Here is a 20,678-nt window from a genome sequence, read left to right on the forward strand (position 1 = left end):
ACGATCTGTTCGATCGCCCTATCCCCTAAGCCTTGCTGTATAAACCTTTTAGCTAATTATTCAGCAAGCCCTAGTTAGAGACTTACCAATCACTAACACGAAATAATTCTCAAAGTAAATAGCCGACAGTGTAAGGGTGAAGGCTGTAAAAAACCTTTTAGCTAGATCTTGGAATTTGTGGGAATTCGCAAAAAATTTACTCAAAGGTACGCCCAAATTATTAGGTAACAAGTTATGAATGGTGACATTAATAACGTTGGAAGAAATAATAAATCAATAACGGAACAAGTTCAATCAATGGTTATGGCAGCAGCTAAAAGTGTGATGAAGGTTGATATTGATCGACTGTGCCGATTAGGAATAAGCTGTTGAGCATTTAAATCATTTATTTCAATTTACTGTCAAGGTTCAGGTGTAAGCGTTGGGTGTTTGGCTCATACCAGTTTAAATGCTTAACAGCTTATCTATCTGCGTTTATCTGTGTGCATCTGCGGTTACAAATTCCGAATCTGCCAGCATTGCTAGATTCAGACAATTTAAAATGCTGGATTTAATCGGGCGCTTTTCATCCCAAAATACGATCGCGGAATAAAAGTTAATTGCCGCAGGTGAATTCAAAAGCTCAAAAGTTTGACGTGCAACTCTCTCGCTGTCAAAGCTGAGAAAGTAAACAGTATCATCAAAGATTGCAGGTTTATTAGCTATTTCACCGATCAACCTAAAATCCAATTTTTTATAAAGCCCGCAAATCGCAATTTTCCAAGGTTGGAAGCTATAATCGCCTACTCCAAAAATCGAAAATCTAGGGTTATTTTGATAAATTTTGCTTTTGCGATTATCTAGATATTGCCCGCATTTCTCTAGATAACGTCCGGTTTTAGGAGCTATAGTTTTGATATTTTCGGTTGATTCACCGATGAATTTTTGAGTAACTAGGATATATCGATCGGTAGCATTAATGCGATTTTGAGCAACATCAGATCCTTTAAGTAGCGGAAATAGATAAGTTTCCTCAAGTTCGACAGCTTCCCCAAATCCATTGACAAACAAATTATCAATTTTCCGAAACTCCATCACGCCAGAACAGTCGTGCTTTACACCAGATCGCCATTTCGTTCCTGAATTTACAGCATATAAACTACTCAATTTATTGAAAGAGTCTATATCCTTAATCAGGAGATTTTTTTGATATCCGATTCGGTGGCATTCTGAACTGTGTAAACTGCTAAATACATCGCAGAAGTAGTTTTGTGAGCTTGAGTCAAACTTGCAGTATAACAAACAGGCATCCACATTTGCACCAAAATACTTTTTAGCATCTATTGTGTAAGTTGCACAGCTAGCGAGATTAAGTTTTTTTGAATTAATGTAACTCAATAACTTTCTAGCAGTGGAAGTTTTGCAAAGCATTGCCAGATCCGCATCCCGCTTTTGCAGCCAGTGCACCGCCTGAATTAGCATCCATTCTGAGATATCGAAGTTACTCTTACCTGTGAGTGCATCTAAGCCAGTGTGCTTTTGAAAATTACTTTTTTTTGGCAAGTTTTCACTGCCAATAGTTCCTTGTTGTGAGTTTGTTACCCAAGGAAAGTTGCCCAGTACCAGAACCCTATAATTAAATTGGTTGATTAATGATGTCCAGTCAAATTCAAAAAAATCTCCGTGCTTAACCTCACATCTTTCATCCTGTAACAATTCATGCTTAGCGGTTAATTCTATTAAATAACTTGTATTTATTTCAACCCCGATAATCTTGCTGGCCGATGGAAACGAATTTGCAGCAGCTTTAATGAAATTACCTATCCCGCAAGTTGGCTCAATGATGACTTTGGGGTTAACATCAAGTTCTATCAATTTCTGGCACACCATCTCGGCTAATTCCAACGGTGTCTGAAAATCGCCGTATTCTAGTTTGGTTTTGCGATCGTTAGAACTCATCGGTTAGATTTATAAACTGCCATAACGCCTTCCTGTTGTCCAGCACGCTCAATGACTCTTCCATACTGAAGTCGCCATTGCAACGCATTAGAAATCGTCAAAAAACCTTGCAAGGGTGGGTTTCTCAGTATTTCGTCTGCAATGTTACCTGCTTCAATTTCGTCAACAGGTAAATTTTTGTCAAACATGAAAGCAAGCAAATCATCTTTATTGCCTTCATTGTCTAAAATATTACGAATTCCACGGGTCATTTGAAAATCTGCTGTTCTTTCTGCACTCACGTAAATTGTATGCAAAATATTCAGTGTTGCACTTCGGATGGTACTGTTGTCTGTCTTTTCGTAAACAAAGATAATCAGTGAATATCCCAGCCCAAAAATCTTTTGCCTTGCAGATTTGAAAGGACATGACGACTGCGGTTGCCTTACACTTGTTACCTTCACGTCAACCAATATCCCTGGAAAATCGATACCGCTTGCTGAATTACCATCTATAAATTCATACTGCTGCTTGAGATAGAGTCTAAACTTTTGCTCCAAATATGTCCCCACAGCCTTTCCGTCTGTGATGCCGTAAATCAGAGGTTCCGGGTGTTGAGACTCGGCTGCTGAAAATATTGCCGCCTCAGAACAAAGAATTTCTACGGTCAGAGTCGTCATAGGGAGTTTGCGTGCCTGCGGTTAAAAAATCAAAATTAGCCAAAAAACAGAGGGCGGGTTTTGCATAAAACTTGACCGCAAAAGTCCAATTTTATGCTCAAACCCGCCCTCGCAAAACTCCCTTAATAAGCGTCTTGCAATTCGTAGAAATCAGGGGAAATGTAGTCTTTCCGCAGTGGCCAGCCTACCCAATCTTCGTTCATCAAAATCCGTTTCAGATTCGGATGTCCTTCGTAGACTATGCCGTACATATCGTAGGATTCGCGCTCTTGAAAGTCGGCTGCTTTCCAAATCCAGTAGACTGATGGCACTCTGGGATCTTCGCGGGGTACGAATACTTTGACGCGGACTTCTTCAGGCTTGGAAGCATTATCTGTCAGTTTGACCAAGTGGTAGACGCTGACTAAATCTTGTCCCGGCCCTTGGTCGTAGGCGCACTGGCACTGCATATAATTAAACCCGTAGGCATACAGTGCTGTTGACATCGGAATTAAGAATTCTCGATCGACCTTTAATATCTCCACGCCCAAATTATCGGCCGCTAAAGCTTCGTGTTCAAACCCATTCTGAGTCAACCACTGGGAAACCTTCCCGGCTTCAACAATTGCAGATTCTGTCTCAGCCACGGTTTACCTCCTGTTTTTGTCCTGCAAGCAGGGCCGGCGGTACTGGCATTCCCATTGCTTCTGTCAATTCCTTCGGCGGGGCTATCCGGCCTGGAACAGACAAGTATTTGCCGTCCAAAATGTCGTCTACTACTTTCATTTTGTGGGGTCTGGTGTAGTAGCGGTGGGTTGGCAGCAAATTGGCCCGTTCTTGCATGGAATTGTTGGCGATTTTTTTCCGCAGTTTGATAATTGCGTCAATAATCGCTTCTGGGCGGGGGGGACAGCCGGGGATGTACACGTCTACAGGAATCAGTTTGTCAACGCCTCTGACTGCTGTGGTGGAGTCCATGCTGAACATTCCGCCGGTGATGGTGCAAGCGCCCATCGCGATCACGTATTTGGGTTCCGGCATTTGTTCGTACAGCCGCACCAAGATGGGGGCGTACTTCATGGTAATTGTGCCGGCGGTGATGATCAAGTCGGCTTGCCGGGGGCTCGATCGCGGTACTAAGCCGAATCTGTCGAAGTCAAAGCGCGATCCGATCAAAGCTGCAAATTCGATGAAGCAGCAGGCCGTGCCGAAAAGCAGCGGCCACAGGCTCGAAAGTCTCGCCCAATTGTAGAGATCATCCACTGTTGTCAGGATGACGTTCTCTGAGAGTTGGGAGGTGACTTCGGGGCGCTCGACTGGGTTGATCAGCGCTTTTTGTGATTTGTCAGAACTTAAGACCATTCCAAGGCTCCTTTGCGCCATGCATAGACAAGAGCAATAACGAGGATCGTGATAAAAAACAAGGCTTCGATAAAAGCCAACAGTCCTAGCTGGTTGAAAGCAACCGCCCAAGGATAGAGGAAGACGGTCTCTACGTCGAAGATGACGAAGACCAGGGCGAACATATAATATCGGATGTTGAACTGAATCCAGGCTCCGCCGATCGGCTCGACGCCGGATTCGTAGGTAGTGCGTCGGTCGTAGGGACGACTTTTGGGGCGCAGTACCTTAGACGCCGTGAGGGCGAGGATAGGGACTAGGCTGGAAATTAACAGGAAGCCTAAGAAATACTCGTAGCCGCTAAGTGCAAACACGGTGAATAATTACTGCCTCGGTGAAAGGGTTCTGTAACTTAGTCTTTACATTATATAGATTGTGGGTAACTGAAATTGCGAGTTAGTTGAGATTAATCATCCATCTTCTGCAATAATTTTTAATGTATATTCTAATATTGTAACTGCCTGTGGAAGACGGGCGGCTGCCTGTGGACGCTAAGTAAGACCATCATCGACTTAAGTGTCGAACACCTTTGGGGTGTCCCTAACGTGGCATCGGCGGTTGAGACGGGAAACCTCGAAGACGAATAAGACCGTCCTAATATGAGTTTTAGTTGGAAGCCCCACCTATAACGACGTTTAGTTGAGGTACTTCACTGTATATTTTAAGATTAGCTGACCCATGATTTTGGATTTATGAGCGATCGAGCCACTGAGACTAAGACCCTCGATCGGCACGAGTGCCGCGCCTGCGGCTACGTCTACGATCCGAAAAAGGGAAATCCTAAAAATGACATTGCCCCGGGCACGGCTTTTGAAGATTTGCCCCAAACTTGGGTCTGTCCCGTTTGCGGGGCACGCAAATCGGTGTTTCAAAATCTCGGTCAAATGGAAGGGGTATCGGGATTTAAGGCAAATCAGCGCTACGGTGTCGGTGTCAACGGCATGACCGAAGGTCAGAAAAGTTTACTGATTTTTGGCGGCTTGGTCGTTGGTTTCTTGTTGTTACTTAGTATGTATGGTTTGCAGTAAGACGATTGTGAGATTTTGGCAACGAATTGTAATGTTATTGGCCGCTGCCCTCATCTGTACGAGTTGCAGCACCATCGGTTCTGTGAGTTACAACCCCTGGCAAGTGATTTCCTTGCCGACGGAAGCTAATTTGCAGGATATTGCCTTTACGGGCAATCCTCAGCACGGCTGGGTTGTGGGTTCAGAGGCGACTTTGCTCGAAACCCTTGACGGTGGCACTAGCTGGAAGTCTATAGCACTGGATATCGACGATCCGAGGTCGCGTTTTGCATCGGTGAGTTTTTCGGGTTCAGAAGGCTGGATTGTCGGCCAGCCTTCTGTTTTGCTCCACACAAACGATGAGGGCAAGTCTTGGACGCGGATTGCTTTGAGCAGTCAGTTGCCTGGTTCTCCGAGTACGATCGCGGCTTTGGGCCCCAATTCCGCCGAGATGACCACCGATGTGGGGGCGATTTACCGGACTTCTGACGGCGGCAAAAACTGGAAAGCTGTCGTGCAGGATTCTTTTGGGGTAGTTCGCAATATCAACCGTTCTGAAGACGGGCAGTATGTTGCGGTTTCCTCGAAGGGCAATTTCTACTCGGTCTGGAAACCAGGAAAAGAAGCTTGGGAACCTCACAACCGCAATAGTTCTCGCCGCCTGCAAAATATGGGCTTTACCAAGGATGGGCGTTTGTGGATGCTTGCCCGCGGCGGTCAGATTCAGTTTAGCGACCCGTCCAATCCTGAAGGTTGGGGAAAACCTTTTTTTCCCGATCGCAAGGCGAGTTGGGGTTTGCTGGACATGGCTTACCGGACTGATAATGAAGTTTGGGTAGCCGGCGGCGGCGGCAATTTGCTGTGCAGTTTGGACGGCGGGAAAACTTGGCTAAAAGACCGCGAAGTAGAAGATGTTCCCGCTAATTTTTACAGGATTGTCTTTATGGGCCCCGATCGCGGATTTGTGATCGGTGCGAGCGGTACTCTACTTAAATATCAAGGTTCAGCGCAAGCTGCTTGATAGTAGAATAGTAATAGAGATTGTCTGTCAATTTGTTGTTGAAAGGAGGATTCTAAATGGCTGGTACAACTGGAGAACGTCCGTTTGGGGACATTATTACAAGTATCCGTTATTGGGTAATTCACAGCATCACCATTCCGGCTTTGTTTATTGCTGGATGGCTGTTTGTGCAAACTGGTTTGGCTTACGATGCTTTCGGAACTCCTCGCCCTAACCAGTATTTCACACCGCAGCGGGAAGAAGTGCCGATTATCTCGGATCGCTTTGAAGCTAAAAAACAAGTAGATCAGTTCATTGCCAAGTAATTTAACAAGGATTTGGAAAAATGACGAGCAGAACCCCAAATAATGAGCCAATTTCGTATCCGATTTTTACGGTGCGCTGGTTGGCAGTTCATACTTTAGGTGTCCCAACAATTTTCTTTTTGGGCGCGATCGCAGCAATGCAATTTATTCAACGATAGGAGTTTACAATGCCTGAGCGCGTTCCTAATCCCAACGAGCAGCCTGTTGAGTTAAACCGGACTTCTTTGTATCTGGGTTTGTTGCTGATTTTTGTTTTGGGTATTTTGTTTTCCAGTTATTTCTTTAATTAACTGGTGTTTGAGTTTGCTTTCAATAGTTAGTTCGATCGAATGTGTTTAGCTGTGAATTAGTGAGGTGAGAGCTATGTTTAGTGAAAGTGGCAGAATTCCTTTGTGGCTGGTAGCTACTGTCGCAGGTCTCGGTGTTCTGAGCATTGTGAGCCTTTTCTTCTACGGTGCTTATGCCGGTTTGGGTTCTTCGCTGTAAGAAGAATTAAGCTGATTTTAGGCTTTTAACCCCCCTATCTCAAGGGGGGTTTTAATTATGCGAAGTTGGTTGGTAAATCAGGCATCAATGTTATTGAAAGTGTGAATTTTTTAGTAGGTTTATGATAATTTAATCCTCTGGTAAGAGCGGGATTTTTTGTGGTTTGGTAAAGATTTGTTCAATAAACTGCTCGCCTTGCGGGTTAACCCATCACCCCAAAATCGCTCGCCACTAGCCGACGATCGCCCTGAGAGTGGGATCGATCGTGAAATTAGCCAAAAGTTGCGAGTAGAATGGTGCAAGAGCCGATCGCTCGATCGTAGTGCACAGCGAAATATGACCCCACCGCCGCCGCCCCGCAAACCTCAAACCGTCTTGGGTGCGATTACCCAAGCAGTCCAGACTATTGCCAAGGTTAATTTTAACCAGCTAGCCCTGAAACCAAATGCCAAAGTACCCGAACTGTGGGTACAGGATGCCGGTGCAGCTAAAGCTGAGGTTTATCCGCTGTTGGGCGATCGATATTTGTTAGGTCGATCGTCCAAATCTTCAGATATTGTAGTTCGCAATCCCGTGGTCAGTCACGTGCACTTATCCCTGTCGCGCGATAGTCGGCGGCGGACTCCTTTTGTCATCAAAGACGAAGACTCCACAAACGGCATTTACAATGGCAAAAGGCGAGTTAAAACTATGTCCCTGCGTCACGGAGACGTGTTAACTTTAGGGCCACCGGAACTAGCCGCCGCTGTCAGAATTCAGTATGTATATCCGCCACCTTGGTATGTGCAACTGGTGCGTTACAGCTTTTACGGCGTCAGCGGCATCACCGCTTTGATTGCGGTGTTGGTAGGAATGGAATCGACAAAGTTTCAAGTGCGGCCTCTGCCCAGAAGTATCAATGGCCCCGTGATTGTTTACGCCCGCGACGGGCAAACTCCGCTGCGTCCTCCTCAGAATAACGCTCACTTAGAATTAAAAAAATTGCAGGATTTTTCGCCTTATTTATCCAAGGCGGTACTTGCTTCGGAAGACAGCCGGTACAATTGGCATTTGGGGGTAGATCCGATCGGAGTTTTGCGCGCGCTGTTGACCAATGTTCGCGGGGGAGGAATTCGCGAAGGCGGCAGCACTGTGACGCAGCAGTTAGCGAGGAGTTTGTTTCGAGATTATGTGGGAACTCAAGATTCGGCCGGACGCAAGTTGCGGGAAGCTGTAGTTGCGTTGAAACTGGAGAATTATTACAGCAAAGATGAGCTACTGCTGACTTATTTAAATCGCGTGTTTTTGGGAATTGACCTTTACGGTTTTGAGGATGCGGCTCGGTTTTATTTTGGGAAGTCGGCAAGGGATCTAACTTTGTCAGAGGCGGCAACTTTGGCGGGAATTTTGCCGGCGCCAAACAGTTTTAATCCGATTCAAAATTATCAGTTAGCGGTGCAGTATCGCGATCGAGTAATCGAACGGATGCGGGCTATGGGGACGGTTTCTCAGGAAGAAGCCGATCGCGCTAGGCGATCGCGAATTGAGATCAATCCCAAAGCTCGCGAATTTTTGCAAAGTACGATCGCTCCTTATTTCTACAGTTATGTATTTGATGAATTAGAGTTTTTGCTGGGGGAGCAGTTAGCCCGAGAAGGCAATTTTATTGTAGAAACAGGTTTGAACCCCGGCCTGCAAAAGTTGGCGGAAAGTTCCCTCAGAAATGCTGTTGAAAATGCGGGAGCCAGTGCAGGTTTTTCTCAAGGAGCCGTGGTAACTCTCAATAGTACAACCGGAGAAGTCTTAGCTTTAGTTGGGGGCGTAGATTATTTGAAAAGTCAGTTTGATCGGGCTACTCAAGCTTTGAGACAGCCGGGTTCTACATTTAAGATTTTTACCTATGCAGCCGCCCTGGAACAGGGAATTTCAGCCGATAAAACTTATTCTTGCGCTCCCCTTTCCTGGGGCGGACAAAGTTACAGCGGCTGCGAGAGAACCAGCGGCAGTGCTGATATGTATCGGGGTTTAGCACAGTCGGAAAATGCAGTTGCTTTGAGAGTAGCACAGGATGTCGGTTTAGACAATGTAGTGCAAATGGCTAGACGTTTGGGGATTACTTCTGAACTGCGTTCTAACCCGGGTTTAGTGTTAGGTGAAAGTGAAGTTAATGTGTTGCAATTAACGGGGGCTTTCGGGGTTTTGGCAAATCGGGGTTTGGGAAATCGTCCCCACGTAATTAAGCGAATTATTGACAGTAGCGATTGCAAAGATAGAAATAATTTTAACAGTTGTCGGGTGATTTATGACTATCAAAAAGATGGCATTGCCAATAGGCAGTTAGTTTCTGAAGCCGTAGCGGATACGATGACTGATATGCTGCAAGGCGTTGTGCGGGGAGGTACGGGTAGCAGTGCTGCTTTGGGGTTGGGAGAAGCTGGAAAAACAGGCACAACTAATGATAATAGAGATTTGTGGTTTGTCGGTTATATTCCGAGTCAGCAACTGGTAACAGGAGTTTGGTTGGGAAATGATGATAATTCTCCGACTGCCGGAGGTAGTGCAAATGCTGCTCAGTTGTGGGGGGAGTATATGCGGCAGGTGGCGCGTTGAGTGGATGCGGGGATGGGATGAATTTTGATACGGCATTGAAATATCCAATTTAAATGCGGTACAGCTTGTCAACTCCATCTCCGAATCCTCAACGCAGAACCCATGAAAAACAGATGCTGCGATTGTTTTTCTAAGATGGCGCGCCAGCTAACAATCCCCGCGAGCAATGACATCAATACGTTATTGATTCCCAGGCTGATGAATGTTAACTGAGCGAGGATGTTTTCAGGGCTTGGGTTGGTCGTTGCCAAAGCGATCGCACATATTTTCGTTTTTAAAAAAAATATATAGCCCAAATTTAATCATTATTCATACTTCCGGCCGCGCCACTGAGTAGGCTGATTTAAAGCAGAAATTAGAATTCGCAAAAACGCCAGCGGATCGGCCAAAGGTGACAGCCAAAACAGCCATTTACGCGATGCCGCAGTTGTATCGTAGGAAGGTGCGATCGCCAAACACAAAGCCGATCGCACTGCAACCAAAAATACATTCAATCCCAACAGCCAAAAGTGCGGAAATACACCAATCGGCGGCAGCGAACCAAACAGCAAATAGCACAACACAATCGGCACCGGCAAACCTTGAACCGCCAGCAACAGCCACAAATCGCCCCAAATTTGACCGCCAGAAGCAGCATCTTTCAAATCGAGCGATCGACCCCATTCATTCCAAGTCTCGATCGCCCCCTCATACATCCGCACCTTCAACACTTTTGCCCCATCCAAAAAGCCCACCTTAAAGCCCTTAGCAGCCGCATAGCGAGCCAGAGTCACATCATCGCAAAAAGAACCCCTAGCGACCTCATAGCCCCCCAATGCCACCAAAACATCGCGCTTACACAAGAAACACTGACCGTTCGCCATCACCCGTTCCGGGACATCCCCGCCAGTCCCCGTCGGCCCGAACCGATAAACCAAAGTCATTAACAAAGCAGGTTGCAGCCACAACTCCCCCGGATACTTGAGGATAAACTGCGGCGAGAGCGAAATCAAATCGTAATTTCCAGCTTTCGCCGTTTTGAGTAAACTCGCAATCAAACCCGGATGCGGCACAGTATCGGCATCTATCCCCAAAATCCACTCGCACTTCTCGGAACTTGCCAAAAAACCTGCATTCAGCGCCCAGGGACGCCCTACCCAGCCCGCCGGCAGCGGATCGTCGTTAATCAAGCGAAACCGGGGGTCTTTTTGTGCGGCTGCTTTGACTAAATCTCCGGTTCCGTCTACCGAATAGCTGTCAACCACGATCGCTTCTCGGAGTTCGTAACTTTGGCGGCTTAATCCTTCCAAACAAGGCGAAATGCGATCGGCTTCGTTCAAAGTCGGTACTACCGCAGTACAAGCACCCAACAAATCCAGCGTCGGCGAATCCGGTTCCAGGGGCGGGATGCGCGATGGGCCTTTAATCAAACGCGACATCAGAATGGCTGCGGCGGGCAATTGCAGCAGCAGGAATGCGACAGCGATGATACTTGTCAGCGGTTGGGAAAACAGGTGAGGGGCGATCGCGAAAACCATACTATTGAATAATTGAATAATTGGGAATGACTGACGGGATATGGCTTAGGAGCTTATTTACAGTTCTGGTAACTGAATATTAATTTAAAAATTTATTAACTTTTGACCTCAAACATATTACAGGAATTGGGAATGAAAAAATCGCCACTGAAAAACCCGGTTTCTTGTAGAAACCGGGTTTTTAAACTAGCTCAAAATTTAGTGTAAATTTTTGCTAAATCAGCCGCAGTTACTTGCTAGCAACTCACTTACGGAAAACGCCCACGGGCTGAGGTGGAATTTCAGCCGCGATCGCAGATGTCTCCAAAGACGGCATTGTTTCGGTTACGTCACCTGCTGCGGGTTTAGCGATCCAGCTTAACGCGATCGCCGGAACTACGCCCAGAAGCACCGCTAGCGATGTCGGGAACCAGAACCGAGAATCCAACGAAGTTACAGTGATAATTGCTCCGAAAGCAAAGTTTACCAAATAAACAATTAAGGGCAAACCCAATTCCGATCGCTCTAATTTAATCGGTGTTTTTCTCCACAAGAAAGCTGCTACAGACATAAATAGCGCCCCCGTACCCATCCAGCCAGCCAAATTGCGGTAAGGCATCCCAAAGAAAGCCCCAAGTTCCTCAAACTCCCAAAAAGGCACAGAAGTTTGACTCATCGCCGGATCTAGTACAAAATCCCAAGCTGTTAGCAGCAAAGCACCAAGGCCGATCGCCCCTATTTGGCGAACCCAGTTAAGTTCACCTTTACCGCCAGCTAATCCAGCGCGAGCAATTACGTAGGAAACCAGTCCCAGATAAAACCACGAGAGGGGAATTGTAAACGGAACCAGCCCTGCAATTTTGTAACCCAAACCGCTCAAATAGTGGTAGTGGCCGAAGGGAAAACCCGTACTCGTTCCCAACAACTCGCTACTCAAGGACAAAAACACAGAAGGCAGTAAAAAAGCCAGAGTTGCACCCAAACCCAACGTCCGCAAGGCATAGAGAGCAACTGCTGCTGCACCAAAGATGATATAAACTACTCCACCCCCAGCCATCCCCCACTGGAATAGCGTTTGCCCTGCTGGTGGCAAACTCATCACCAATTCGGGACGGGGTAAAATCAGCAGTAACCCTGCCAATCCAAAAGCCATTGACAAGACGTGGGCAATCAGGCAAAAGCGCTCAGCAATCAAAAGTTGCTTCATGGGACTCCTCGAAAAAATATTAGATGCAGAAAGCACTCCCTAACAGTTTACAATTTTTAACAAAAAATCAAGCATTTAAGTCAGTTGTCTGTTGACTGTTGTCTGTTGACTGCAAGCCCGATGCCCAATTCCCAATTCCTAATTCCCCATTTCCGATCTTAAATTACTGCCAATTGCCCACTAGCACGAAAGGTGCCCAGAAATACGGATTCTGATACTGTTGGTTTTGCAACAGAGTTAATTGAGCGTTGCGGAGGGCTTCAGCTTTGCTGGTTTTAGAAGAAGCAAGCTGCCGATAAAACTCAGTCATAAAGATAGCTGTAGATTCGTCGTTGACTTGCCAAAGGGTGGCGGCGGTGCTGCGCGCACCCGATCGAATTGCGGCCCCGGCCAAACCTAAAGCCGCGCGGTTATCGCCCGAAGCAGTTTCGCAAGCACTCAAAACCAAAAGTTCGATCGGCTGTTGTTTTTCACCAGTGCGGGCTCGCAGCAGTTGATCGAACTCCTTAACATTCACTTTCTGATCCCAAGTCACAATAAAAGTATCCGCCGCGTTCGAGCTAAACTGACCGTGAGTTGCCAAATGGACGATCGGGTAAGACAAAGCTTTAATTCGATCGTGCAACCGCCCGCTGACAAAATCTTCATTCAGCAGCGAACTCGCCGGCATCTCGGCTGCAATTTGTTGAATTTCCTCCTTCACCCCCGGCAAAGCCGAGAAGCCTTGACGCGCTTCGGAGAGGGCAGCGGTGAGCACTTTTAACTTGACTTTGCTCAGCGGTTTCGGTGCCAGCAGTTGCAATCCCGGCGCCAAAGCAATACTGTATTTTTCTACCAAAAACTTTTCACCGTCGTGGAGCACGGCCATCGGCAGATTTCGCAAATAACCGTCGAGCACAAATACCAGGGTTTTAATCCCGCTAGCAGTCAAATCCGCTTCTGCAGGGCGGATTAACCAGTCGTAAACCTGTTCAACGGGTCGCCTTCTGTCGCGGGGGAAAGCAGCAGGCCGGATGACATTTTTGGCTTGTCTGAAGGCAGTTTCCAACTCGGTTTGAGACTTCTTAGTAGCGTAGCGGCGCAGAGGTTTGCCGGGAATTGACAAAATTACCTCCAAACGATCGCTCAAAATAATCGGATAAATCACCGCCGCTGTCGGATCGATTTCCTCGATCGACTTTGGTTTAGCATCAGCGCAAGCATCCCGAAAAAAGTTGTCCAATTCCGCCAACTGCAAAGATTCCACCGTTTGGCGCGCCTGTTTCAATTTAGCTTGACTGGGAGATTCCTCTTGCAAAAGCAGCCCGACTAATTCCCGATAAACCGGTTCGGCACTTTCCCGAAACGAAAACTGCACTTCGGGATTGACTGTTACCAAATCGCCCCGCAAAGAAGACAGTACATTCACAGCTTGAGTATATTGAACGATCGCCCCTTCTGTATTTCCCTGAGCTTTCCGAATCCGTCCAAGTTGCCAAAACAATTGGTAAGCAATATCGGGAGATTGAAACGCCGGTGCTAAGCTCAAAGCCTCAGTTGTGAGATTTTCCGCTTTCTGATACTGCTCTTGGATTTCCGATAGTTTGCCTTTAGCTGCCAGAATATAAGCTTGTATTCGTTTGTCGCCCAAACTGTTTGCTTTTTCGACAGAGCGATCGAGCATTTTGTCAATATCGCTTAAACTCAAAGTTTCCGCAGGCGATTGAGCTAATTTTATCAAGCTTTGAGCTAGATTAATTTGAGCGTAAAGTCCAGCGCGATTCGACCCAAGTTGAGCGACTTGAGGTTCGAGAGAACGCCACAAATCTTCTGCCTCCGCCCAATTTGTCCGATCGACCAACAAACTCAATTGGTTTAACTTTGCTTGAATTTGTAAAAGCGATCGCTCCGGCATCGCCTGGGCCGATCGAGCATAATATTCTAGGGCAAAGCGTTCCCAATCACCGCGCTGTTCTGGTGTCAAACCCGGTTTATTGCTTTTAGCCCGTACCGTATTGCCCAGATTGAGATAAATGGCAGCCTCCTCTGGGCGGGAACCTAATTTTTGGGCTGCTTCGAGTCCAAGCGACAGCACATCCTGCGATCTTTCCAGTTGTCCCAAAACCCGCAGCACCCGCCCTAAAGCATGAATTGCCCGGACTTGTTCGAGAGAAACCGACCCATTTTTCAAAGTTTCCAAACCCGCCGTCGAGACTTCACAAGTTTGGTTATCCAGCTTAAAAGAAGCTAACAGCATTTTGCAAGCTCTGGGGTAAAGTCCGAGAACTTCCCAAGCCCGACTTTGATTAATTTGAACTTGAAAAACTTGGGGTTTTCTATCAATTTGCTCGAAAATTTTAGCAGCTTGCGTCCAAATCTCGATCGCATCTTGAGGCTGCCCCCGTTCAAGTTGCAACTGTCCTTGAATGTTGAGAGTTTCAGCCAAAATGCGCTGCTGTTCGGGAGTGTTGGCTTGTGTTCGCACAGCCGACAAACTCGAATTTACAGCTTTTTCTGCTTCTTCCCAAAGCCCCAACTGCCCATAGGTTGCAGCTAAATTACTCAAAGCTGTGGCGCGATCGAGATTTTCGCCTTTTGCCTCAAACTGGGCCGCCGCTTGCTGCAACAGCGGTACAGCTTCCGAAAAACGTTCCTCTTGGTACAGACTTCGAGCTTGTCGAACAAGCTGCACCGCTTGTGGTGGATTAACCTGAGCAACTCCGGGAGGAATCGCAACTGCTAGCAGACAGGAAATCACAAATAACAGAATTACTTGCCGGAGCGATCGGGTAAACTTCATATTTAAAAAATAAAATTACAGCCGTAGACACACACTAATTAACCCAAATCCATCTTATTCTTTATCTGCGTTAATCCGCGTTAATCCGCCTACATCGGCGGTTTAAAAAAACTTAATTTCAACGCGGCACACAACCAGAATTCTGCCCAGGATTGCGAGAGTCAGCAGCATTACCCGGATTATATCCAACAAGCATAACTTCTCCTTTCGCATTCACCACCCAACCTTGCGCCGGCACAACTTCCCGATCGGGGATTTCCCCTTCTTCCTTCTTCCCTCGATCGGTTACATCGGTTACATCGGTTACATCCTCTACATTGCTCGTTGGATTTCTTCCTGCTTCTTCCACCCAAGGAAACGGCGATGCTGCGCTGCTGAGGGCATCATTCGGACTCGGTGGCACTCCTCCTTTGCCAGTGACGGTAAATGCGCTATCGGCCCCTTGCGTGCAGGGATTTGCAGCAATTAACGCAGCCGAATCGACCACATTTTGCGGCAGTTCCACTAAACCTTGAGCAGGATTCACCCCAGAAGCACTAAATGTTACAGTACCTTGCAAATCCGGACCGCTACTTTGGGAAATAGCCGCAATATCGCTGGTAGGAATTAGAGAAGTCGGACTTACTTGCAACGCTGCAAATTCAGCATCTGTTAATCCTAAACTACTCCTGGCTTCGTCGCGGTTAAGGCTTGTAAAGCCAAAGATATTTGGTACATTGACCGTAACTTGTCCGCCCCTAGCTGTGCGAGCATTAGCTGTAATATCACTATTTTCTCGCGGTAAAGCTACCAAAATATCGCTATTAATTCTGATATTACCGCCCTCAGAAATACCTGCATCTGTGGTGATTCTACTGCCGCGCCGCAACTGAATGTCTTGCGCTTGCAGGTTAATATTTGCCCCTGTACCAGAGACAGTCGTGCCATCAATTATGCTTTTATTATCCAGGGCAATTGAGTTAGCTACAACGTTAATATTGCCAGCCCGACCTGTTCCTGAAGATTGAACGTTAACCACTGCACTGTCCCGAAGAATCAATTGATTAGCGTTCAAATTCAACGAGCCTGCATTTCCGCTAGCAGTGGAATTTACAGCATTAAAAGCCCTACCAACCGAGGCCTCAATTCCACTCCTCAACCCACTGTTACTCCCAATACCTTGCACTTGTAAGCGATCGGCATTAATTGTAATATCTCCTGCATCTGCTATACCCAAAGAAGCCGCAGAAATAACGCCGCCATTCTGCACAGTTAGTTTAGGTGTTGACAGGCGGATATCTCCACCTCTACCAGAACTTGCAGTTTGAGTAACAAAAGAACTTGCTACATAGCCCGCATTTTCCAAAAATCGTGACTCGCCGCTCACTTCTATAGACTCGGAGGCTCTCACAGTTAAATTTCCTCCCGTCCCCCCACTTGTAGAAAACACGGCTTCGCCAAAAATTGCACCCGTCGTTAAACTAATTGTGGCTCCATTAGAAACACTCAACCGCTTAGTGTCGATCGTAATATCCCCACCTTTTCCATTCCCATCAAAAGTATTCGTGCCGAGCCGAGTTTGCCCTAGACCTACAGGAAGACTACCCGATAATTCCACCGATTCACTCGCTTTAATCGCGATATTCCCCGATGCTCCATCACTAAGGCTGAAGCTGGCAAACGCACCGCCATCGCGCAGTATTAACCGTTGCGCTTCAACAGAGATGTTTCCGCCTTGACCAGTGCTTTCGTTCGTTGTTCCGTTATAGAGCGTTGAACTGACGAGTTCGACGGTGTTGGCCCGGATACTCAAATTTCCGCCATTCCCAGCACCAAAGGTGGGGGCACCAGCCACTACCCCATTGCTCATCAACAGCCGTCCGGCTTCAATGTTAATATCTCCGGCTGCTCCACTGCCAATAGCGCTAGTGAACAGAACAATTTGCGAAATAAAGGGGTTGCCTGTTCCAGATGTCTGAAAATTTTCTGTAAGCTGCTGATAGCCCTCAATTCCCAACCCGATCATTTCTACTGAGTCAGTAGCGCGGATGTTGATATCGCTTCCTCTCCCCTCTCCTAATGTGGAGGCGAAAATTTGCGACCCCCCCTCTACTCGCAAGTTTTGGGAATTGATGTCAATGCCTCTACCATTTATATTTCCGAGTGTCAGTCCATAAATTCCTGAACCATTAAGATTAATATTTCCACCTCGAATATCGACTTTCCCACCTCCTAATCCGCTGGTATTTATAAATGCACCGTTCATTTCAATATTGCCGAAGTTTTGAATATTTCGATAGTTTAAATTCAGACCTAAAGCTGTTGGTTCAAATTGGACTACACCTGGACTCTTGACACTTCCCAGAAGAATTTGCCCGGTATAGGCAGTTAGATTTCCTCCTTGCAGTTGAATGTCACCGCCAATTAATGCTAAAGTTTGACCGGGGTCTACGGCCAAACCGAGTTTTTCAAAAGCAGGAATTTCTATGGGTAGTGGTGGTAAGGCTGAGGTAGGAGCCTTTGTTTGGGAAGAGTTGATAATTGTGCCAGCATTTTCTCTAAATCTTAAACCCACAGGAATATTAATCGCTAACAATGGCACTGCATTAGAATTAGCTGCACTAAATTCAAAGCCATTATCAAAGAGAATTCCGCTACCGGTTGCACCGACAAATGAGCCGCGCAAATCTAACCGAGCGTTGGGGCCAAAGACAATTCCTTTGGGATTAAGTAAAAATAAGTTGGCATTTCCTTGGACTCCCAAGACGCCTAAAATATTAGAAGGATTGCCACCCGTAACGCGGGTGAAGATGTTGGTGATTCCGCTGGGATTGGCAAAATAGGCTCCCCGCCCTTGACGGATGTTAAATTCGCGTAAACTGTGAAAGAGGTTAACGCCACGAGTTGCACCGCCTTCTATTCTATCTGAGGGTAAGTTTTTGATAGTATCGGGAACTGTCCGTGAACTTTCTGCGCCCAAGCTATTATCGGGGATGATTTGAGCGATCGCAGGGAAAGGACACAGCAGTAAGAATACAAAAAATAGGGCGGAAGATTGGCGGGGCATCTTTTAATTCCTGTTAATTTAGTATGAGGAAAATAGCGAGGGATTAGCTAAAACCTGAAGAGTACCTATTGAGGTACGCAAACACCCGTAGGTTTCGGACTGCGAAGAGATGCACCACCATGTGAATTATACGCTAATAGCGTCACTTGTCCTCGATCGTCCATTACCCAACCTTGAGCGGGAATAATTTCTGTTGGTCGAACTTCTATGGAGGCTAGGGGGCCTTTTACTTGCTGACTTCCGCCTACCGCTGGTTCCACCCAAGGAAACGGCGATGCTGCGCTGCTGAGGGCATCATTAGGACTCGGTGGCACTCCTCCTTTCCCAGTAACAGTAAACTCGTTTTCTATCCCTTCTATGCAAGGATTAGCAGCAATTAAGGTGCTGGGATCGACTACATTTTGCTCTAATTCTACTAACCCTTGAGCGGGATTTACCCCAGTAGTGCTAAACGTTACTGCTCCTTGTAAAGCTGGGCCAGCCTGTTGAGAAATAGCTGCAATATCGCTAGTGGGAAGTAAAGAAGTTGGATTCACTTGTAAAGCTGCAAATCCAGAATCTGTCAGTCCTAAACTACTCCTGGCTTGTTCGCGGTTAATGGTGGTAAATCCAAAGATATTTGGTACATTGACCGTAACTTGTCCGCCCATAGCTGTGCGAGCATTAGCTGTAATATCACTATTCTCTCGCGGTAAGGCTACCAAAAGTTCGCTATTAATTCTGATATTTCCACCATCTGAATTACCTGTATCGGTGGTAATTCTGCTACCGCGCCGCAACTGAATGTCTCGCGCTTGGAGGTTAATATTTCCCCCGCCGCCTGCATCAGTTGTGCCATTAATGCTGCCTTTGTTATCAAGGGCAATTGAGTCGGCTACAACGGTGAGAGTACCAGCTTGCGCCGTTCCCAGAGCCCGGACGCTGATCGCGGCTCCATCCCGAACCGTCAATCGACCTACCTTGAGATTTACTGAACCCGCATTTCCCGTAGCGTTGGGAATGGGAATGCCCAAAAAATTGCCCCCCGACCCGTCAATTTGACTAATAAATCGACCGTTAAGAGCGCTGCCCAAGACTTCTACGCGATCGGCATCAATAGTGAGGCTGCCTGCATTTCCCGTACCCAAAGAAGACTGTAAAATTACTCCCCCATCCCGCAAAGTCAGCAAAGGCGTGGCAATGTAAATATTGCCTCCCTGACTAGAACCACTGGTTTCACTGGCTAAGAAACTAAGACTGTATTCTCCATTTGCCAAAACTCCAGAGATACCTACTAACTCTACCGACTCAGAGGCCCTAATTGTCAAATTGCCTCCGGGTCCCCCATTAGAGAAGAGACTATTGCCAATAGTCCCACCGCTCGATACAGCAATTCCGGCTCCTTGGGCAGCAATTAACCGCTTGGTGTCGATCGTAATATCCCCGGCTCTACCTTTCCCATTGGGATCTATAGAGGCGGCGCTGATCAAAGTTTGCACCACACTCCCAGGGGGAGTCCTTAACACTTCTACTGATTCAGCGGCTTTAATAGTGATATTTCCTGATGCTCCCTCACTGCTGGTGGTACTGGTGAGAATAGCACCATCACGCACGATTAATTTCTGGCTGGCAACGGTGATGTTTCCCCCCGTACCCCTACTACCCAGTAATGACCCACTGCTGACCGTAGAACCAGCCTGATCGAGAAAGTTGGCATGGATGTTAATATTTCCCCCATTTCCCGCACCTAACGTGCTGCTACTACCTGCCACAGCCCCATTGCCTATCAGCAGGCGTTCGGTATCAATCGTGATGTCTCCTGAGGCTCCTGTGCCAGAAGTGCCAGTGGTCAGAACAATTTGCGGATCAAAAGGATCGATTGTTCTCAATATCCGATAATTAACTAAAAATTGTTGATAGCTCTCAAAGCCAATCCCACTCATTTCTACTGAGTCAGTAGCGCGGATGTTGATATCACTTCCTCTCCCTTCTCCTAGTGTGGAGGCGAAAATTTGCGACCCCCCCTCTACTCGTAAGTTTTGGGAATTGATGTCAATGCCTCTACCATTTATATTTCCGAGTGTCAGTCCATAAATTCCTGAACCGTTAAGATTAATATTTCCCCCTCGAATATCGACTTTCCCACCTCCTAATCCGCTGGTATTTATAAATGCGCCGTTCATTTCAATATTGCCGAAGCTCTGAATACTGCTATAGTTTAAATTTAAACCTAAAGCTGTTGGTTCAAATTGCACTAAACCTGGATTTTTTACACTTCCCAGCAATATTTGTCCGGTATAAGCTGTTAAGTTTCCTCCTTGTAGTTGAATGTCACCGCCAATTAATGCTAAAGTTTGACCGGGGTCTACTGCTAAACCAAGTTTGTTAGAAACAGGAATTTCTACGGGTAATGGCGGTAAGGTTGGTGTGGGGCCGATTGCTTGGGAAGAGTTGATAATTGTGCCAGCATTTTCTCTAAATCTTAAACCCACATGAATATTAATCGCTAACAATGGCACTGTATTAGCATCGGTCGCACTAAATTCAAAGCCATTATCAAAGAGAACGCCACTACCAGTTGCACCAATGAACGAACCGCGCAAATCTAACCGCGCATTGGGGCCGAAGACAATCCCTTTTGGGTTAATTAAAAATAAGTTAGCGTTTCCTAAAACTCCCAGAGTTCCTAAAATATTAGAAGGGTTGCCGCCCGTAACGCGGGTGAAGATGTTGGTGATTCCGCTGGGATTGGCAAAATAGGCTCCCCGCCCTTGACGGATGTTAAA

17 protein-coding genes are annotated in these 20,678 nt (G+C 46.7%); 7 read left to right on the forward strand and 10 right to left on the reverse strand.

What is annotated here, in order from left to right:
• Positions 1–474 precede the first annotated feature (474 nt).
• The 5 genes from QUA23_RS28640 to ndhC all read right to left on the reverse strand — a co-directional run bounded on the left by QUA23_RS28640 (position 475) and on the right by ndhC (position 4,291).
• Entirely contained in the window at positions 475–1,938 is a 1,464-nt protein-coding gene (locus tag QUA23_RS28640; RefSeq protein WP_333079002.1) for a class I SAM-dependent methyltransferase, read from the reverse strand.
• Positions 1,935–2,597, reverse strand: coding sequence for a restriction endonuclease (locus QUA23_RS28645; protein WP_333079003.1), 663 nt, complete (start codon positions 2,595–2,597; stop codon positions 1,935–1,937). The genes QUA23_RS28640 and QUA23_RS28645 overlap by 4 nt, the downstream gene beginning before the upstream one ends.
• A 122-nt stretch (positions 2,598–2,719) precedes the next feature.
• The gene (locus tag QUA23_RS28650; RefSeq protein WP_172190238.1) at positions 2,720–3,223 is read right to left on the reverse strand and encodes an NAD(P)H-quinone oxidoreductase subunit J; all 504 of its coding nucleotides are present in this window, start codon (positions 3,221–3,223) and stop codon (positions 2,720–2,722) included.
• The gene (gene ndhK / locus QUA23_RS28655) at positions 3,216–3,938 is read right to left on the reverse strand and encodes a photosynthetic/respiratory NAD(P)H-quinone oxidoreductase subunit K (RefSeq protein ID WP_333070728.1); all 723 of its coding nucleotides are present in this window, start codon (positions 3,936–3,938) and stop codon (positions 3,216–3,218) included. The genes QUA23_RS28650 and ndhK overlap by 8 nt, the downstream gene beginning before the upstream one ends.
• A complete protein-coding gene (gene ndhC / locus QUA23_RS28660) occupies positions 3,929–4,291 on the reverse strand; it encodes a photosynthetic/respiratory NAD(P)H-quinone oxidoreductase subunit C (protein ID WP_006635500.1) in 363 nt (120 codons plus the stop codon). Before ndhC ends, ndhK begins: the two co-directional genes overlap by 10 nt.
• Before the next feature lie 378 nt (positions 4,292–4,669).
• Here ndhC and QUA23_RS28665 point away from each other — a divergent pair, with 378 nt between their 5' ends.
• The 7 genes from QUA23_RS28665 to QUA23_RS28695 all read left to right on the forward strand — a co-directional run bounded on the left by QUA23_RS28665 (position 4,670) and on the right by QUA23_RS28695 (position 9,385).
• Positions 4,670–5,005, forward strand: coding sequence for a rubredoxin (locus QUA23_RS28665; RefSeq protein WP_333070731.1), 336 nt, complete (start codon positions 4,670–4,672; stop codon positions 5,003–5,005).
• The gene (locus QUA23_RS28670) at positions 4,992–6,005 is read left to right on the forward strand and encodes a photosynthesis system II assembly factor Ycf48 (protein WP_333079004.1); all 1,014 of its coding nucleotides are present in this window, start codon (positions 4,992–4,994) and stop codon (positions 6,003–6,005) included. Before QUA23_RS28665 ends, QUA23_RS28670 begins: the two co-directional genes overlap by 14 nt.
• Positions 6,006–6,061: 56 nt before the next feature.
• Complete coding sequence (gene psbE, locus QUA23_RS28675; RefSeq protein WP_006635503.1) at positions 6,062–6,310, forward strand: cytochrome b559 subunit alpha; 249 nt, start codon at positions 6,062–6,064, stop codon at positions 6,308–6,310.
• A gap of 20 nt (positions 6,311–6,330) precedes the next feature.
• Positions 6,331–6,468, forward strand: a complete 138-nt coding sequence (gene psbF, locus QUA23_RS28680) for a cytochrome b559 subunit beta (RefSeq protein ID WP_006635504.1) — start codon at positions 6,331–6,333, stop codon at positions 6,466–6,468.
• 9 nt (positions 6,469–6,477) lie between these two features.
• Complete coding sequence (locus QUA23_RS28685; protein WP_015176850.1) at positions 6,478–6,600, forward strand: photosystem II reaction center protein L; 123 nt, start codon at positions 6,478–6,480, stop codon at positions 6,598–6,600.
• A gap of 73 nt (positions 6,601–6,673) precedes the next feature.
• Positions 6,674–6,796 (forward strand): photosystem II reaction center protein J, encoded by a 123-nt coding sequence (locus QUA23_RS28690; protein WP_333079006.1) that lies wholly within the window; start codon positions 6,674–6,676, stop codon positions 6,794–6,796.
• A 336-nt stretch (positions 6,797–7,132) separates the two neighbouring features.
• The gene (locus QUA23_RS28695) at positions 7,133–9,385 is read left to right on the forward strand and encodes a transglycosylase domain-containing protein (RefSeq protein ID WP_333079022.1); all 2,253 of its coding nucleotides are present in this window, start codon (positions 7,133–7,135) and stop codon (positions 9,383–9,385) included.
• 305 nt (positions 9,386–9,690) lie between these two features.
• On the opposite strand, the gene cruG is transcribed toward QUA23_RS28695, so the two are convergent.
• The 5 genes from cruG to QUA23_RS28720 form a co-directional block, all read right to left on the reverse strand.
• A complete protein-coding gene (cruG, locus tag QUA23_RS28700; RefSeq protein WP_333079008.1) occupies positions 9,691–10,902 on the reverse strand; it encodes a 2'-O-glycosyltransferase CruG in 1,212 nt (403 codons plus the stop codon).
• 244 nt (positions 10,903–11,146) lie between these two features.
• On the reverse strand, positions 11,147–12,088 hold the full coding sequence (cruF, locus tag QUA23_RS28705) for a gamma-carotene 1'-hydroxylase CruF (RefSeq protein ID WP_333079009.1): 942 nt from the start codon (positions 12,086–12,088) through the stop codon (positions 11,147–11,149).
• A 163-nt stretch (positions 12,089–12,251) separates the two neighbouring features.
• Entirely contained in the window at positions 12,252–14,867 is a 2,616-nt protein-coding gene (locus QUA23_RS28710) for a CHAT domain-containing protein (RefSeq protein ID WP_333079010.1), read from the reverse strand.
• Positions 14,868–14,985: 118 nt separating this feature from the next.
• Entirely contained in the window at positions 14,986–17,913 is a 2,928-nt protein-coding gene (locus QUA23_RS28715) for an S-layer family protein (protein ID WP_333079011.1), read from the reverse strand.
• Positions 17,914–17,978: 65 nt separating this feature from the next.
• On the reverse strand, positions 17,979–20,678 hold a 2,700-nt coding region (locus QUA23_RS28720), incomplete at its 5' end, for a two-partner secretion domain-containing protein (protein WP_333110643.1).

Origin of the sequence: Microcoleus sp. Pol1C5 (assembly GCF_036701115.1) — a bacterium.
Taxonomy (GTDB): Bacteria; Cyanobacteriota; Cyanobacteriia; order Cyanobacteriales; family Microcoleaceae; genus Microcoleus.